Origin of the sequence: Microbispora sp. NPDC049633, from assembly GCF_040675265.1 — a bacterium.
Lineage (GTDB): Bacteria > Actinomycetota > Actinomycetes > Streptosporangiales > Streptosporangiaceae > Microbispora > Microbispora maris.
Window position 1 is genome coordinate 45,189 of record NZ_JBFAOO010000012.1, and the last position, 15,141, is coordinate 60,329.

The following is a 15,141-nucleotide window of genomic DNA, read 5'->3' on the forward strand; positions in this document are numbered from 1 at the left end:
ATCGGATACGGCACCGCCATAGTGGGTACCTGCCCATCAGGTAACTCCCTTGAATCCCACCATAGCGTTGTTCGAACACAGAGACGAGAATGTGGCTATGCGCAGCATCTGGAAAGGCGCGATCTCGTTCGGTCTGGTCACCATCCCGGTGAAGCTGTATTCGGCGACCGAACAGAAGGACGTGGCGTTCCACCAGGTGCACCGGGAGGACGGCGGGCGGATCAAGTACAAGCGGGTCTGCTCGGTCGACGGGGAAGAGGTGCCGTACTCCGACATCGCCAAGGGGTACGAGCTCGCGACCGGCGAGATGGTCGTGCTGACCGACGAGGACTTCTCCGACCTGCCGCTGACCACCTCCCGCAGGATCGACGTGCTGCAGTTCACCCCCGCGGAGCAGATCGACCCCATCTACTTCGCGAAGTCCTACTACCTGGAGCCGGACGGGCAGGGCGCCAAGCCGTACGTGCTGCTGCGGGACGCGCTGGAGCGATCCGGACAAGTGGCGGTCGTGAAGATCGCCCTGCGGCAGCGCGAGTCGCTGGCCGCCCTCCGCGTGCGTGACGGCGTCTTCGTGCTGGAGACCATGCTCTGGCCCGACGAGATCCGCGAGGCCGACTTCGGGTTCCTGGAGGAGGACGTCGACGTACGTCCCCAGGAGCTGAAGATGGCCGAGTCCCTGATCGAGACCATGGTCGCGGACTTCGATCCCACCGAGTACAAGGACGCCTACCGGGAGGCGCTGCAGGAGGTCATCGAGGCCAAGGTGGCCGGCAAGGAGCTCGTCGCCCCCGAGGTTCCCGCGGAGGCCGGTCCCGCCGTCGACCTCATGGCCGCGCTGCGGGCCAGTGTCGAGGCGGCCAAGCGGGAGCGTCAGGGCGCCACGGAGGCCAAGGCGCCCGGCAGGGCCGCCAAGGCCAAGGCCGCGGCCTCCTCCGGGAGCGCAGCCAGGAAGGCCGCGTCGGACGGCGCGGACGAGGAGGAGAAGGCGCCCAAGAAGCGGAAGACCCGCCGGTCCGCGTGAATCGGCCGTCCTTGTCAGCTGTTGCGAACTGTTCGAGGAGCCCCGGCGGACTGGTCCGCCGGGGCTTTCTTCACGGTACGGAAGTGGGCGATCCGTACAGGGCCGCGAGCTCTCGGCCGCCCGTTCACCGCCGCCCGATCGCCACGGAGGTGGCGGAGGCGTGATCAGGGCGAGCCCGGACACCGCGGCTTCGCGCCGGCGGCCCCGTACGTGTGGGTGTCACCCGTCAGTGTCAGTCGTCGTCGTCGCCGTCGATTTCGATGACGGCGTCACCGGATGCGAAGGCCACGTTCTTGCGGTTGACCTTCTTCTCCTTCTCGTACTTGAGCTTGAAGACGCGGAAGTCGTTGCGGTTGACGGCCGCGTTACGGCAGCCGCGACCGCGACGTCCGTAGTGGTCACCGTGGCCCCAGTTGCTGCTGAGGGTCGGGGTGCCAGAGGCGGCCGCGTGAGCGGTGGTGGCGCTCAGGGCGAGCGCGCCGCCGGCCATTACCGTGCTGACCGCCAGACCGGTGATGACGTTCCGGAATTTGGGCATTGAGGTCCTCCTCGAAGGATGGAGTGCCCGAGTGCGACATTTCCAGGGTCTGTCGGAAATGTCCGAGCGATGTCCCGTATGTCCGACTATCGCCCGTGGCGTCTTAATTGCCGATGTGGCCTGCCGGCAAACTCGACCGTAGGGGATTTGGGCCGGCGTTGTGCTGCGACGCCTCGCGTTGAGTGATCGCTGACCTGATCGACGGTCATGTCTGACGCGTTCCGGCGGGATGCGGGGTAGGGCGGGTTCCCGGTCCGCGGCGCGGTGTTCCCAATCTCCGGTTCTCGTGCACTTCGTCCCTGCTGTGCCGCTGGTTCGGGACTGGCGCGGCGGGTTGTGGAGCGGGACGGTGCGAGCCGGTTCACCCGCCTGGTGAGGTGATGGCGGGGCGGGACCGGGCGCGCAAAGGTCAGGGCTCCGGCGAGGATCTCGCCGGAGCCCTTGTCTCATGCCATCCGGTGGACGGCGTTTCCGGGCCTCCTGTCGCTTGGTGCGCGGATGCGCCGGAAACGCCTGGCTGCACTCATCTGCGTGTCGTCCCCAGCCGGTGGCGGAGAGGACCTCGTGGGCCCCGCCCACTGGCCTCTGTCATCCGACCGGACGGCGCGGTGTCGCGCGAGGCGTCAGGCCTCGCGGATCAGACGTTGTTCTTGTTGGCGTTGTTGCCGTTGTTGATGTGCTCGCGGTCGTTGCGGTTCCACCAGTCGTTGTTGTTGTGGTCCCACCAGTTCTGGTCGGCCCACCAGTTGTTGTTGAGCCAGTTGAAGGCCCGGTCGTCCTTCTCCTGGAAGCCGAAGGCGACGTCCTTGGCGACGAGGCCGAAGGCGTCGTGCTCAGCCTTGTCGTCCTTGTAGAGGTTCTGGCCCCACCAGTTGTTGGTGTCCCACCAGTTGTTCTGGTTGCGGTCGTTGATGTTGTGGTTGCGGTCGTTGCGCTCCCGGTTGTTGTTGTTGTTGTTGTTCGGGAAGAACGCGTTCGGGAAGTCGTTCCCCTTCTTGTTGTCCTGGGCGATGCCGCCCGTGCTGTCGTCGACGCCGTTGGCCGCGCCGTCCTTGACGATGGGGCTGTCGTTCTTCTTGAAGAAGAAGGGGTTGTCGTCGGCGCTGGCGGCCGTGGCACCCATGGCGACGGCCCCGCCGACGACGGCGGTGCTGAGCGCGAGCCCTGCGAAAATCTTCTTGAGGTTGGGCATTATGATTCCTCCCTGACAGGATTCGATTTCGAATTGCCCTGCGTCTGTCGGCATTTCCCATCCGCCTGCTGTGGACGGAAATTCCTTCGTGGCTCTTATCGAGCCTTGCTTCCGACGCTAGTGGTGATTTCCTGCCGGGCGGCCCGACAAACTGACGCCTGCTGCTTTTAGTTAATGATTAGCTGCGTATAGGCTTGATTCGATGGATAATGCGCCTTATGTAGTGATAGGTACGATTTGCCCCTCTGGTGCGGCCGCGATCTGACGTCCGGCGGCCGGGGTGCAGGCTTTCCGCGTCGCGATGCGGTGGGGCTGGCCGGGAAGGTCCGGGAGCGGCTGCGATCGCGGGGCGGGGAAAAGCGCGGAGGGAAGCCTGTGGCGGCGGTGACGGCGGCCAGGGAAAAAGAGCAGGGCTCCGGCGGAACCTTCCCGCCGGAGCCCTTGGTTGTCACTGTAGGAGGATTGACGGCCGTCCCCGTTCAGGCTGCCGTCGCTCGGTGAGCGAGCGGCCGGCCGGTCGAGGAACGTGTCTCTGCATTCAACGGCGCCAGTCCGTGTGCCGGGGTCGGAGACCTCGTGGGAGGTTCTCCGGATCCGTCACCTCATAGGAACGGCGTGATCGTCTCGCAGGAGCCGCTGGACCTGCCTTCTCAGTTCACGCGGTCGTTGTTGTTGTTGTTCCACCAGTTGTTGTCGTTGCAGTTCCACCAGTTGTTGTTCTGCCACCAGGCGTTGTTGAACCAGGTGTTGTCCTTGTTCGTCTTGTCCTGGAAGCCGATCGCGACGTCCTTGGCGACGAGCCCGAAACCGGAGAAGTCGTCACGCCGGTCGGCGAACGCCCCCTGGTTCCAGAAGCTCTGGTTGTTCCACCAGTTGCTGTTGTCGTTCTGGTTCTGGTTCAGGTTGCGGTCGTTGCGATCGATGTTGTTGTTGTTCGGGTTGAAGAAGACAGGGAAGACGTTCTCCCGATCACCGCGCTCGCCGATGCCCCGGTTGCCCTGGGCGATGCCGCCCGTGCTGTCGTCGACGCCGTTGGCCAGGCCGTCTCGGACGATGGGACGGTCGACATCGCCGGTCCTGGTCGCGGCGCCGGCGGCGCCGGCGCCCAGGGCGAGCGCGCCGCCGACGGCGGCGGAGCTGAGCGTGAGACCAGCGATGATCTTGTGGAGCTTGGACATGCGTGTCCCCCTTGACAGGATTCAGTATCCCTGAATTTGTTTAGGCCATTCCTCATGGTTGTAAGAAATGTCCTTCGGGCCCCCAATTGGGCCCTAACTTCCTGTGCTGTCATGATTTCCAGCGCGCTGGCAGGACAAACGAGTATCTGAGGCTTTTGATCACTAGTTAGAGTCTTATGGACTGACATAGAGGCATTGAAAGAGAAATGTCTTGATTGACCGATTTGTGGATGGGCCGCTCGCACGTCGGAGCTCGGCGGGGAGAGCGACGCGGAGGCGGCGACCGGAGCGGGTGTGGCGTTGTGGAGCGTCGTCGGGCCCGTGCCACCGGCACTGCTCCGGCCCACTCGGCCGGGCCGGGAGAGGCGTCCTGGCGCCTCGCTGCCGGAACCCGGCATGCGAGTTCGTCGCCTCGGCTGCCGTGCCCGTGTCCGCCGTACGGGAACGCCGAACGGAAAGCGGTACGGGAAAAAGTCAGGGCTCCGGCGAGAGTCTCGCCGGAGCCCTTGTCTCTGCTTGATCGAACGGCCGTTCCCGGAGCGTGGAGTGCTCACGGAGCTTGCGACGCCGCGGGAACGTGACTGCGCCTCAGGGCGCCGTTCTCCTGTCGAGGCGGTGGAGGACGGTGTGGCCGGCCGGTTCCGTCATCGCTGCACCTGTCAGGATTCCGAGCGGCGCGGTCGTCTCGCGGGCCGATGCCGGCCCCGCCTTTCTCAGTTGCAGAAGTTGTTGTTGTTGTTGTTCCAGCAGTTGTTCTGGTTGTTGTTGAACCAGTTGTTGTTCTGGAACCAGCCGTTGTTGAACCAGTTGCTCTCGCGGTTGGTCTTGTCGCTGAAGGCGATCGTGGCGCAGGGGCCGACGATGGCGAAGTTGGAGTCGCTGTCGAGGTTGTCGCAGAACGCGCTCTGGTTCCAGAAGCTCTGGTTGTTCCAGAAGTTGTTGTTCTGGTTGTTGTTGCAGAAGTTGTTGTTGTCGCAGTTGTTGTTGAACCCGTTGCCGCAATTGTTGTTGTTGTTCAGGCCGATGGGAACGAAGTTGTTGTTCTGGGGCGGCATGCCGCCGAGACCGAAGAAGCCGTCTCCGCAGCCGGCGCTCGCGGCTGTGGCGCTCATGGCGATCGCACCACCGGCGATCGCGGTGCCGAGTGCGAGGCCGGCGAGAACGTTCTTGAACTTGGGCATTGCTGTCCCCCTTGAAAGAATTGGAATTCCCCGCATCCTTCGATATTTCTCGCTGGAGATTCGAGAGAAATATCTCTATGGCCCCCGTGGGCCGGGTTCCTGCGATACGTTGATGTCCGAGGGGCGAGGCCGACAAACGCACCTATGCGGCTTTTGATCAGCTATTAGCACTTTATGGCGGGACTTAGAATAATAAAGGGCGACTTGTCCCAGAATGTCCGATTTTCGTCCCGAGTTGGCGGTGGCAGAGACGGACGGCGTGCCGGGCGAGGTGAACGCCGGACGCGTGCGGACGTCCCGGCGGAAAAGCGGGCGCGGGGGAGCGGGGACACAACCGGGGCGGCTCGTAGAGCCGGCCGACGCCGGGCGTACGTACGACGGGCGTGAAGCCGCGCGGTGGACGGGTGAAAGGCGGGCCCGGGCCGGGGGCGGAGCGGAGGCGGGGCGGCCGCATCCGGCGAGCGCCGTGCCGATCGGAGAGAGCCGCGAGGCGGCCTGGCCCCGGGTTGTGGTCCGCCGGGCACGTGTCTGAAGCCGGCGCGCGGACGCCGCGCGGCCGGATCGGGTGGTCGGAGGAACGTGTCTGTAGTCCGCCCCGCAGGGGCGCCGCGCGGTCGGGAGGGTGGTGGGGGACGGGGATTGCGGGCAGCGCGGAGCGCCCGTGCTCCCCGCGGACCCGTGGACACTGGTCCACGGACGCGGTGAGCACGGGCGCCCGTCAATCGATTCCCGAGCCCGCGGCCCGGTTCTCATCGCAGCCGGTCAGTCGGCGGCGCGGTAGGACCCGGATCAGGGCATCGGCGTCGTCGTGACGATAGGCTTCGGCTCCTTCTTCTCCTCCTTCTTCTTGATGTCGGCGTCGACGTCGATGTCGACATCCTTGGTCTTGGCCTGCGGGTTGAGCTGAGTGGCCGTGTTCGTGCGAGGCTCGGTCTGCGAGGACTGGTCCTGCCAGGGCCGGTTGTGCAGCTGGTTGTAGTCGCTGGTGTTGGTGTAAGGAATCGTGGAGTTCTGCGACCACTGGGAGTTCCACGGAACCGCGGCGGAGCCGTTCGACGACTTCTGGAACGGCGTCAGAACCAGCGTGAAGTCACGCAGGAGGAACTGGCTCTGGTTCTCCGACTGACGAGCGTGCTGCCACTCGTGGTTCTTGTTCTTGTTCTTGTTCTTGTTCTTGTTACGGCCCTTCTGCCCCTGGGCCTGCCGGTTGGTGTTGTAGTTGCGGTTGTAGCTCGGCCGGACGTAGCGGACGCCGCCGGACGGAGCGGGAACGTACCCGCCCATGACGGTCGTTGCGCTCGCCGTGCCGGCGGTGGCGCCGCCGAGCGCGATGGCTGCGCCGCTCAGCGCGGTGCCGAGGGCGAGAAGCCCGGCGATGTTCTTCAACGCGGACATTTGGGTGTTTCTCCTCTGAATATCGCGACCCCGGCCCGGTCCGGTGAGGGGACCAGGGCGGGTGGTAGTGGGTTCGGCGCCGTCGTATGTGACGCGGCGCGATGCGTTGGCCCGGCACCGGCGGCCCTCTCCTCGAACACGCCGCCGGTGCTCTGCTCTCTCAACTGCTCGTTGGACCGCGGACGGAGCGGCGGACGGGTGGCGCCGGCGCCGTGTCTCACGGTCATCCGGTCGCCGCCCGTCCCGCAGGGCGGTGTCCGCCGCTCCGTCACGCGCGTGTGCCGTGCGTCGCTCGCGGGTCGCGGCTCAGACGAGACCGCGGGTCACGAGTACGGGTGGCCGTCGGTTTCCACGTCACCCGCCGTGGCCGGGACGTTCACCGAGGCCGCTCGTGCGGATTCCGTCAGGGCACGATCTCCGGCTGGTCCATGCCCTTCTTCTCGAACTTCTTCTCCTTCTCCACGTCCACGTCGATGTCCGCGTCGATGTCCTTCTTCTTGATGCGCGGGTTGACCTCGGTGGCCGTGTTCGTCTTCGGCTGGTCCACGGTGTCCTGGGCCTGACGCGGGTTGTTGAACTGGTCGCTGTAGCTGTTCGTACGGGTGTACGGGTACGACTGCGTGTTGCCGTACTGCCAGTTGTACGGAAGCGCCCGCGCGTCGGTGTCCGTCTTCTGGAACGGCGTGAGAACGAGAGTGAAGTCACGCAGCAGGAACTGGTGCTGTCCCTGGTTCTGCCGCTCGTGCTGCCACTGCTTCGTCTTGTTCTTGTTCTTGTTCTTGTTGCCGTTCAGGGCCTTGTTCTTCTGCCGCTGCCCGTTCCGGTTGCGGTTGTAGTTCGCGTAGGGGTAGTAGCCACCCCCGCCCACGTAGCCGCCCATCACGGTGGCGGCGTTCGCGCTGGTGGCGGCGACAGCGGTACCCAGGGTTACGGCACCGCCGGTGAGCGCGGCGCTGATCGCGAGGATCCCGGCCAGGTTGTTGAACTTGGGCATTTCATGTCCTCCTTGAAGGATTGTTGCCCCGACACTCCGGCGTTTTCCAAGTCGCTCGGAAAATGCCCTTACTGATGATCCTTGGTGGATCATCCCTGCATTGTCTTGTTTTCCTCACCGTCCGAGCGACAAACGGCGATCAGCGGCTTTTGCCATTCACTTATCTCTTTATTGGCATCGTTGGCACCGGTAGCATCGCATTGGTCCGAATTGTGATTCCTATCCGCATTTCGAAATGTCCGAATAGGGGTGATATTGGCCCTATGTCGCTCTCGCCGATCGGGGCGAACCCGGATGATCGATCCCGTGCCCCCGGGGTAGCGGGAGTGCCCGCCGAGGTGGCGTACGGGCGGGGTTATGGTCGAGAACGCGAGGCGAACAGGGGAGGACGCGTGGGTGTCGAGCCGATTCCACCGTGGCCCGGCCGGCTCATCGATCTGGGGGACGCGCGCATCCACGTGCGGACGACCCCGGAAGGGCCGCCGGAGACCGCCGTATACGTGCACGGCCTGGCGGGCTCGGCGACCAATTGGACCGACCTCATGGGCGAGCTCGCCGACGACGTGCGGGGGGTCGCCGTCGACCTGCCCGGGGCGGGGCACTCCCCGGAGCCGGCGGACGGCGACTACTCGGTTCCCGCCCATGCCGGAGCGGTGGTCCGTCTGGTGGAGGCCCTGGGGGAGGGGCCCGTCCACCTTCTCGGCAATTCCATGGGCGGCGCGGTCTCGGTCCGGGTCGCGGCCACACGGCCCGACCTCGTCAGGTCGCTGACGCTGGTCTCGCCGGCACTGCCCGACCTGCTGCCGAGGTACGGCCCGGCCAGGATCGCGATGTCGGCCGCCCCGCGCCTGGGCGAGCTGGCCGCCCGCTGGCTCAGCGCGCTGCCGCCGGAGCGGCGCATCCACGCGACACTCAGCATGTGCTACGCCGACGTCGGGCGGGTCCACCCGGAGCGGCTGCGCGAGGCGGTCGAGGAACTGCGCCGCCGCGACGGGCTGCCGCACGCGGGGGCGGCCATGGTGGGCTGCGCCCGCGCGATCGTGCGGGAGTACTTCCGCCTGGGCCCGGACAACCTCTGGCGGCAGGCCGAGCGGGTCTCCGCGCCCACCCTCGTCGTGTACGGCCTGCGCGACCGGCTGGTCCACGCCCGCATGGCGCACCGGGCCGGACGGGTCTTCCACGACGTGCGCCTGGTCACACTTCCGCACGCCGGTCACGTGGCGCAGATGGAGTATCCCGAGCTCGTGGCCCGGGAGGCACGGCGCCTGCTGGCCTACACCAGGGAATCTCTGCGCCGAACAGCCTGATTGGGGAATGCGGGGCCACCCCGGTTAAGTTGTGAGAAGAGCTTGTGATGGGCCCATGGAGCCGAGCGCGACATTGGCACGAAAACGGGAGTGGAACTGTGTCGTTGCCACCGCTGGTAGAGCCGGCAGCAGAGCTGACGGTCGACGAGGTGCGCCGCTACTCGCGCCACCTGATCATCCCCGACGTCGGCATGGCGGGTCAGAAGCGCCTGAAGAACGCCAAGGTGCTGTGTGTGGGCGCGGGCGGCCTGGGCTCTCCCGCGCTGCTGTACCTGGCCGCGGCCGGGGTCGGGACGCTCGGCATCGTCGACTTCGACGTCGTGGACGAGTCGAACCTGCAGCGCCAGGTGATCCACGGGCAGTCGGACGTGGGGCGCCTGAAGGCCGAGTCCGCCGCCGCGAGCGTGCGTGAGATCAACCCGCTGGTCAACGTCATCATTCACAACGTCGCTCTCACGACCGACAACGTGATGGACATCTTCTCCGGCTACGACCTCATCGTGGACGGCACGGACAACTTCGCCACCCGCTACATGGTCAACGACGCGGCGGTGCTGCTGGGCAAGCCGTACGTGTGGGGGTCCATCTACCGGTTCGACGGGCAGGCCAGCGTCTTCTGGGCCGAGCACGGTCCCTGCTACCGCTGCCTCTACCCCGAGCCCCCGCCGCCCGGCATGGTCCCGAGCTGCGCCGAGGGCGGCGTCCTCGGCGTGCTGTGCGCGTCGATCGGCTCCATCCAGGTGAACGAGGCCATCAAGGTCATCACCGGCGTCGGCGAGCCGCTCGTCGGCCGCCTGATGATCTACGACGCCCTCGAGATGAAGTACCGGGACGTCAAGGTCCGCAAGGACCCCGAGTGCCCGCTGTGCGGCAAGAACCCGTCGATCACCGAGCTGATCGACTACGAGGCGTTCTGCGGCACGCTCTCGGACGAGGCGCAGCAGGCCGCCGCCGGCAGCACGATCACCGCGGCCGAGCTCGTGGCGATGCGCGAGCGGGGCGAGGAGATCATGCTCATCGACGTCCGCGAGCCGAACGAGTACGAGATCGTCAACATCCCCGGCGCCGTGCTGATCCCCAAGGGCGAGTTCCTCAACGGCTCGGCCCTGGAGACGCTGCCGCAGGACAAGAAGATCGTGCTGCACTGCAAGTCGGGCGCCCGCTCGGCCGAGGTCCTCGCGGTCCTCAAGAACGCCGGCTTCTCCGACGCCGTCCACGTGGGCGGCGGCGTGCTGAGCTGGATCAAGACGGTCGACCCCAGCCTGCCGACCTACTGACGCGAACCGACGACGGCCGCCGCCTCTGCCCGAGGCGGCGGCCGTCGTCGTGACGCGCCGTCTTCGTGCTATTCGTGCCTGTCCGGCACGACCGTGAGGCCGCTGGGCGCGACGAGGCGCTGCAGGTTCTCGACGTACGCGGTGAAGGCCGCCCGTCCCTCTTCCGTGAGCTTGAACCACGTCTTGGGCCGCTTGCCCACGTAGCCCTTGCGTACGGTGACGTACCCGGCGGTCTCCAGCGCGCTGCCATGCTTGGACAGGACGGAGTCGCTGACGCCGACGGTGTCGCGGACGAACCCGAACTCCGCCTCCTCGGCCGCCGCGAGCAGCGAGACGATCTGCAGCCGGGTCGGCGCGTGGATGACCGGATCGAGCTCCATCAGCGGCTCTCGATCCCGCGGGCGAGCAGCGCGGAGACCCAGCGCCCGACGAAGGGCCCGGTGACGAGCTGGAACCCCGTCATGGCGAGGCCGCCGTAGGTGCGGGCGTAGGCCACCTCGGCCGCGCTCAGGCGGAAGGCGACGGCCAGGCAGATCCCGATGCTCACGAAGAGCCAGACGGCGAAGACCGCGAGGGCGTCCGCGCGCATGAGACTGCGGTGGGTCGTCATCGTGCGCGTCCGGATGAATACGGCGATCAGTGCGCCCATGCCGGCGCACAGCAGGACACCCGTGATCACCGTCACCGGAACGGGGGTGCCCGGCTCGGTGACGAACTGCACGCCGGTCACGAACAGCCCGACCCCGACGGCGTACCAGGCCGGGAACCAGGGCTGGGATCTGACGGCCTTCGCCTGGGTCTGCCGGATCGCCGCCAGGCTCTGAGCCGCTTCCTCGGGGTTCATGGGGGGCTCCTCTCGCTTCTCTTTCCATCATGGAAAGTACTTTCTACTTTCCGAAGCGTCAAGTACTTTCCATGACATTTGTGGGGATGCCGGTCGGTAGGTCGCGTTAAGGTCACTGAAGGAGGGAGGCCACGACGGGAACGGAGGCGCAGTGGGCGAGACGCGGACCTGGCCGGCCGTGGCCGTGGCCTCCGCGATCACCCTCGTCCTCGCGATCGTCGGCGGAATCGCGGCCAGCGCCGCTGTCGCCGAACTGACCAGAGGACCGAGCGCCGCCGAGCTGCGCGAGGCTCAGGCGGCCGAGACGGCGCTGCGATGGGAGCGCTGGCCGGCCGGCCGGATCTTCCCCGCCACGCTGGTCTACACGAGCGAGCAGGGCGGGCGTGAGCTGGCGCGGCGGGTGGGCATCTCCTCGCGCACCGACTGCCGCGGCGCCGTCGACGCGGCCATCGCCGACCAGATGAGAGCGGCCGGCTGCCGGGCGATCCTGCGGGCCACCTACCTCGACGCCCTGCAGGGCATCGTGGTGACGATCGGCGTGGCGGCCTTCCCCGACGCGCTCGGGGCGCGCTCGGCCATCCCCATCTTCCCGAGCGACGGGTCGGCCGCCCCCGGGCTGCGCGCCCTCGCGTTCCCCGGCACGGTGACCGACCGCTTCACGGCGGGCGGACGCCAGGCGCTGACCCTGCGGGCGGCCGGGCCGTACCTCGTCATGACGACGGCGGGGCAGGTCGACGGGCGTCCGGCACGTGCGCTCGGGGAGCAGCGGGACACCATGTTCTCGTTCACCGAGGATCTGGCCGAGAAGGTCGGCGACATCCTCACGGCCCCGGCGTCCCCGGACTGCACCGCCAAGGAGTGGCGATGCTGACCGCGCTGCGGCGCAAGGCCCTGGCCGCGTCGGCCGCGGCGCTGCTCGCCCTGCCCGCCGGCGCGTTCCTCGCCCCCGGCCCGGCCGGGGCCGACGACGTACGGCTCAGCCAGCAGGACGTGCTGCGCACCCTCGACGTCGACGACGCCTGGCGGCTGACCAGGGGCAGGGGCGTCACCGTCGCGGTCCTGGACTCCGGCGTCGATCCCGACCACCGCGACCTCGCCGGGTCGGTCGTCACCGGAAGGGACTTCACCGTCGGGGCGAACCCGCGCGGGGTGCAGCCGGTGCGCCTGCACGGCACGTACATGGCCTCGCTCATCGCCGGGCACGGGCACGGCCCGGGCGGCGCCGACGGCATCATCGGCATCGCGCCGGAGGCCAAGGTGCTGTCCGTACGCGTGATTTTGGAGGACGAGGAGCCAGGGTTCCGCACGTTCAACTCCGACACGCGGTACGAGGCCGTGGTCGCCAAGGGCATCCGGTACGCCGTGGACCACGGCGCGAAGGTCATCAACCTGTCGCTGTCGAAGGACATGCCGACGAAGGACGAGCGCACGGCGATCCGCTACGCGATCTCCAAGGGCGTCGTCCTCGTCGCGGCGGCGGGCAACGACGGCGCCGGCAAGCGGACCGCGCCGTACTCCTACCCCGCCTCGATCCCCGGTGTGATCTCGGTGGCCGCCGTCACGTCCACGCTGCGGCGGGCCTCGTTCTCCAACCGCAACTCCTCGGTCATGGTGGCCGCCCCGGGCGTCGACGTCCTCGGGGCCGGGCCGGGCGACGAGTACTGGGTCGGCCGGGGGACCTCCCAGGCGACCGCGCTCGTCTCCGGCGTCGCCGCGCTGATCAAGTCGCGCTACCCCCGCATGTCGCCCGCCCTCGTCGCGCAGGCGCTCACGTCGTCGCCGGCCCGCCGGGGGCCGTACAACACCGGCACCGGATTCGGGGTGGTCAACGCGTACCGGGCGCTGAGCGTCGCGGCCACCCTCGCCCGCCACAGCGCCACGGCGTCGGGGGCTGGTGTGCAGAGTCCCTCGCGTCCCGTCCGCTCCGCCGCCGAGGAGCATGACCCGATCATGGTCGTCCAGCGCGACACCGGCGCGATCCTCCTCTACGGCGGCATCGCGCTCGGCGCCTTCACCGGCTCCGGCGCGGGTGTGGCCGTCCTGCTCGTGCTCACGCGGCGGGCGCGCAGACGGCAGCGGGAGGAGGACGACGCGCTGCCGCCGGCTCCTTGGCCGACGGGCCTGCCGACGTAGCATCGAGGTATGCCGCCCGAGCAGTCCCGCACCCCGAAGACGGCACGGACGCCGTCCGGTCTCCGGCGGGCGGGCCCGCGGGCACTGCCGCTCGGCGCGTCCGCCCGCCGCGCCCGAGCGCGGCCCTGGACGGCGTCCAGAGGGCGCGCCGCCGCCGCACTGGCGGCCAGGGAACGGGCCGAACTCGAGCGCGGCGTCCGCTTCCGCTCGCTCTATCTCACGATCATGGGCGTCGTGCTCGCCGTTGCGGCGGTGAACGTGCTGCTGGGATCGGTCGGGCTGATCCAGGAGAACAGGTCCCGGCCGCTCACCGACGCCGAGCGCGCCCGCTACGTGGCCGAGGACGTGGCCCGGCGATGGCGCGCGTGGCCCGCCGGGATGGTCTTCCCCGAGGAGCTTCCCTACACGGCGCTCGGCCGCGCGCAGCAGTACGCGCATCGGGTCGGCATCGCCCCCGAGGCGGCGTGCGGGGCCGCGGCCGACTCGCCGGTGGCGTCGGTGCTGCGCAAGTACGGCTGCCAGACCATGCTGCGCGCCACCTACGTCGACCAGACCTCGACGTTCGCCGTCACCGTGGGCGTCGCCGTGCTGCCGAGCGAGCAGGCCCGCACCGACGCGGCCGGCGAACTGCCCGTGGACGACCGGGTGGGCGTACGGCCGGTGGCCTTCCCCGGCACGGTCACCGACATCTTCGGCGCGGCCCAGCGCCAGCGCACCGGATGGGTGGGCGCGGGGCCGTACATCGTCTTCTCCACGGCGGGGTACACCGACGGCAGGACTCGTGCCTCCGTCCCCTTGGAGGAACAGGTGAACAGCGAGATGTGGCCCGCGGCCGAGACCGTGGCCGGGCGCATCGCGCGCGCCCTCGGAGAGCCCCCAGACGTTCCCCGCTGCACTCAGGGGAACGTGTGCTGAGGCCGGCCTCCGCCTGCGCGGCGCTGACGGCCGTCCTGCTGGGGGCCGGCCCGGCGGCCTGGGCGGCGGCGCCGGGCGGCGAGGACGCGACATGGGCGCTCGACGCCGTCGGCGCCGCCGCCGCGTGGAAGGTCAGCAAGGGCGCGGGCGTGACCGTCGCCCTGCTCGGCGCAGGGCAGCCCGACACCGGCGTGCCCGAGCTGGGCGGCCGGGTCGAGCGCGGGCCGGACATGACGGGCACGACGTTCGGCGACGAGACGGCGCAGTCGGGCGACGACGCGACCGCGATGGCCTCCGTGATCGCCGGGAGCGGGCGCGGCGGGGGGATCTCCGGAGTCGCGCCGGAGGCGCGGGTGCTGTCCCTGCCCGTGGTGGCCCGGCGGCCGCAGGGCGGCTCCGTCGATCCCGAGGGCGCGGCGGGGGAGTCGCAGGACAGCCCGATCGCGCGCGGCATCCGCTACGCGATCGGGCGGGGAGCCAAGGTCATCTGCCTGCCCGTCCCCGTGTACGCCGTGGACCGCGCGGAGCGGGACGCCGTCTCCTTCGCGCTGGCCAGGGGCGTCGTGCTCGTTGCGGCCGCGGGGGACGCGGGCCGGTCGCCCTACGCCCGGCAGAACGGCACCTCCTACTGGGGCTTTCCCGCGGGCTACCCCGGGGTCATCGGCGTCGCCGCCGCCGACCGCCGGGGCGCCAAGACCGCGGGCAGCAGCGACAACCTCTCGGTCCTGGTCGCCGCGCCGGGAGACCGGGTGCCGGCCGCTCTCGCCGGCGGCCGCCACGGGACCGTGTCGGGGACCGGAGTGGCCAGCGCGATCGTCGCGGGAACTATTGCACTGATAAAGGCTAAATATCCGGATTTGCCGCCGCAATTGGTGTCGCGCGCGCTGACCTCGACATCCCGGCCCCACCCGGCCGCGGGTTATGACGACAAAATCGGATTCGGCGTAGTGGACGCGGCGGCGGCCCTGCGGAAGGCCGGAGAGCTGACCGGATACGGTCCCGCCTCGGCGGTCCAGGACGACGCGCACTTCGGCAAGGGCCCTGTATCGCAGGGCCCCGCGCGCCCGGGGCCGGATCCGGCTAGGCTCTGGATCTACGGCATCGCCGTTCTGCTTGGAATAGGCGGTTTCTGCCTCGGCGCGCTCGCGCTGCTGCGCCGATGACCG

At 68.6% G+C, this 15,141-nt stretch carries 15 protein-coding genes; 7 read left to right on the forward strand and 8 right to left on the reverse strand.

Annotated elements, in window-relative coordinates:
* Nucleotides 1–97: 97 nt before the first annotated feature.
* A complete protein-coding gene (locus AB0J39_RS05560) occupies nt 98–1,021 on the forward strand; it encodes a Ku protein (RefSeq protein WP_363462155.1) in 924 nt (307 codons plus the stop codon).
* Nucleotides 1,022–1,253: 232 nt separating this feature from the next.
* Here the strand turns inward: AB0J39_RS05560 and AB0J39_RS05565 are convergent, their stop codons facing one another.
* The 6 genes from AB0J39_RS05565 to AB0J39_RS05590 form a co-directional block, all read right to left on the reverse strand.
* The gene (locus AB0J39_RS05565; protein ID WP_363462157.1) at nt 1,254–1,559 is read right to left on the reverse strand and encodes a hypothetical protein; all 306 of its coding nucleotides are present in this window, start codon (nt 1,557–1,559) and stop codon (nt 1,254–1,256) included.
* Between the two features lie 637 nt (nt 1,560–2,196).
* Entirely contained in the window at nt 2,197–2,751 is a 555-nt protein-coding gene (locus AB0J39_RS05570) for a hypothetical protein (RefSeq protein ID WP_363462159.1), read from the reverse strand.
* A 650-nt stretch (nt 2,752–3,401) separates the two neighbouring features.
* Nucleotides 3,402–3,929 carry a hypothetical protein gene (locus AB0J39_RS05575; protein WP_363462160.1) on the reverse strand — a complete coding sequence of 176 codons (528 nt, stop codon included), beginning with the start codon at nt 3,927–3,929 and terminating at the stop codon, nt 3,402–3,404.
* 713 nt (nt 3,930–4,642) lie between these two features.
* A complete protein-coding gene (locus AB0J39_RS05580) occupies nt 4,643–5,110 on the reverse strand; it encodes a hypothetical protein (RefSeq protein ID WP_363462162.1) in 468 nt (155 codons plus the stop codon).
* A 789-nt stretch (nt 5,111–5,899) separates the two neighbouring features.
* A complete protein-coding gene (locus AB0J39_RS05585; RefSeq protein ID WP_363462163.1) occupies nt 5,900–6,505 on the reverse strand; it encodes a hypothetical protein in 606 nt (201 codons plus the stop codon).
* 403 nt (nt 6,506–6,908) lie between these two features.
* Nucleotides 6,909–7,499 carry a hypothetical protein gene (locus AB0J39_RS05590; RefSeq protein ID WP_363462164.1) on the reverse strand — a complete coding sequence of 197 codons (591 nt, stop codon included), beginning with the start codon at nt 7,497–7,499 and terminating at the stop codon, nt 6,909–6,911.
* A gap of 392 nt (nt 7,500–7,891) precedes the next feature.
* Between AB0J39_RS05590 and AB0J39_RS05595 the strand changes: the two genes are divergently transcribed.
* On the forward strand, nt 7,892–8,806 hold the full coding sequence (locus AB0J39_RS05595; protein WP_363462165.1) for an alpha/beta fold hydrolase: 915 nt from the start codon (nt 7,892–7,894) through the stop codon (nt 8,804–8,806).
* A 98-nt stretch (nt 8,807–8,904) separates the two neighbouring features.
* Nucleotides 8,905–10,083 (forward strand): adenylyltransferase/sulfurtransferase MoeZ, encoded by a 1,179-nt coding sequence (gene moeZ, locus AB0J39_RS05600; RefSeq protein WP_363462167.1) that lies wholly within the window; start codon nt 8,905–8,907, stop codon nt 10,081–10,083.
* A gap of 68 nt (nt 10,084–10,151) precedes the next feature.
* Here the strand turns inward: moeZ and AB0J39_RS05605 are convergent, their stop codons facing one another.
* The gene (locus AB0J39_RS05605) at nt 10,152–10,463 is read right to left on the reverse strand and encodes a transcriptional regulator (protein ID WP_363462169.1); all 312 of its coding nucleotides are present in this window, start codon (nt 10,461–10,463) and stop codon (nt 10,152–10,154) included.
* Nucleotides 10,463–10,927, reverse strand: coding sequence for a hypothetical protein (locus AB0J39_RS05610; RefSeq protein WP_363462170.1), 465 nt, complete (start codon nt 10,925–10,927; stop codon nt 10,463–10,465). Before AB0J39_RS05610 ends, AB0J39_RS05605 begins: the two co-directional genes overlap by 1 nt.
* A gap of 151 nt (nt 10,928–11,078) precedes the next feature.
* Here AB0J39_RS05610 and AB0J39_RS05615 point away from each other — a divergent pair, with 151 nt between their 5' ends.
* The 4 genes from AB0J39_RS05615 to AB0J39_RS05630 are packed head-to-tail and all read left to right on the forward strand — an operon-like array spanning nt 11,079 to nt 15,138.
* Entirely contained in the window at nt 11,079–11,798 is a 720-nt protein-coding gene (locus AB0J39_RS05615) for a hypothetical protein (RefSeq protein ID WP_363462172.1), read from the forward strand.
* On the forward strand, nt 11,792–13,060 hold the full coding sequence (locus AB0J39_RS05620) for a S8 family serine peptidase (RefSeq protein WP_363462174.1): 1,269 nt from the start codon (nt 11,792–11,794) through the stop codon (nt 13,058–13,060). The genes AB0J39_RS05615 and AB0J39_RS05620 overlap by 7 nt, the downstream gene beginning before the upstream one ends.
* 9 nt (nt 13,061–13,069) lie before the next feature.
* Entirely contained in the window at nt 13,070–13,975 is a 906-nt protein-coding gene (locus tag AB0J39_RS05625) for a hypothetical protein (protein WP_363462176.1), read from the forward strand.
* Nucleotides 13,969–15,138 carry a S8 family serine peptidase gene (locus AB0J39_RS05630; protein WP_363462178.1) on the forward strand — a complete coding sequence of 390 codons (1,170 nt, stop codon included), beginning with the start codon at nt 13,969–13,971 and terminating at the stop codon, nt 15,136–15,138. The genes AB0J39_RS05625 and AB0J39_RS05630 overlap by 7 nt, the downstream gene beginning before the upstream one ends.
* The last annotated feature ends 3 nt before the right edge of the window (nt 15,139–15,141 follow it).

Excerpts from the sequence above, each read along its gene's own strand:
- AB0J39_RS05560 (WP_363462155.1), top strand. The coding sequence starts at position 98 with ATGCGCAGCATCTGGAAAGGCGCGATCTCGTTCGGTCTGGTCACCATC.
- AB0J39_RS05565 (WP_363462157.1), bottom strand. The coding sequence starts at position 1,559 with ATGCCCAAATTCCGGAACGTCATCACCGGTCTGGCGGTCAGCACGGTA.
- AB0J39_RS05570 (WP_363462159.1), bottom strand. The coding sequence starts at position 2,751 with ATGCCCAACCTCAAGAAGATTTTCGCAGGGCTCGCGCTCAGCACCGCC.
- AB0J39_RS05575 (WP_363462160.1), bottom strand. The coding sequence starts at position 3,929 with ATGTCCAAGCTCCACAAGATCATCGCTGGTCTCACGCTCAGCTCCGCC.
- AB0J39_RS05580 (WP_363462162.1), bottom strand. The coding sequence starts at position 5,110 with ATGCCCAAGTTCAAGAACGTTCTCGCCGGCCTCGCACTCGGCACCGCG.
- AB0J39_RS05585 (WP_363462163.1), bottom strand. The coding sequence starts at position 6,505 with ATGTCCGCGTTGAAGAACATCGCCGGGCTTCTCGCCCTCGGCACCGCG.
- AB0J39_RS05590 (WP_363462164.1), bottom strand. The coding sequence starts at position 7,499 with ATGCCCAAGTTCAACAACCTGGCCGGGATCCTCGCGATCAGCGCCGCG.
- AB0J39_RS05605 (WP_363462169.1), bottom strand. The coding sequence starts at position 10,463 with ATGGAGCTCGATCCGGTCATCCACGCGCCGACCCGGCTGCAGATCGTC.
- AB0J39_RS05610 (WP_363462170.1), bottom strand. The coding sequence starts at position 10,927 with ATGAACCCCGAGGAAGCGGCTCAGAGCCTGGCGGCGATCCGGCAGACC.
- AB0J39_RS05620 (WP_363462174.1), top strand. The coding sequence starts at position 11,792 with ATGCTGACCGCGCTGCGGCGCAAGGCCCTGGCCGCGTCGGCCGCGGCG.
- AB0J39_RS05625 (WP_363462176.1), top strand. The coding sequence starts at position 13,070 with ATGCCGCCCGAGCAGTCCCGCACCCCGAAGACGGCACGGACGCCGTCC.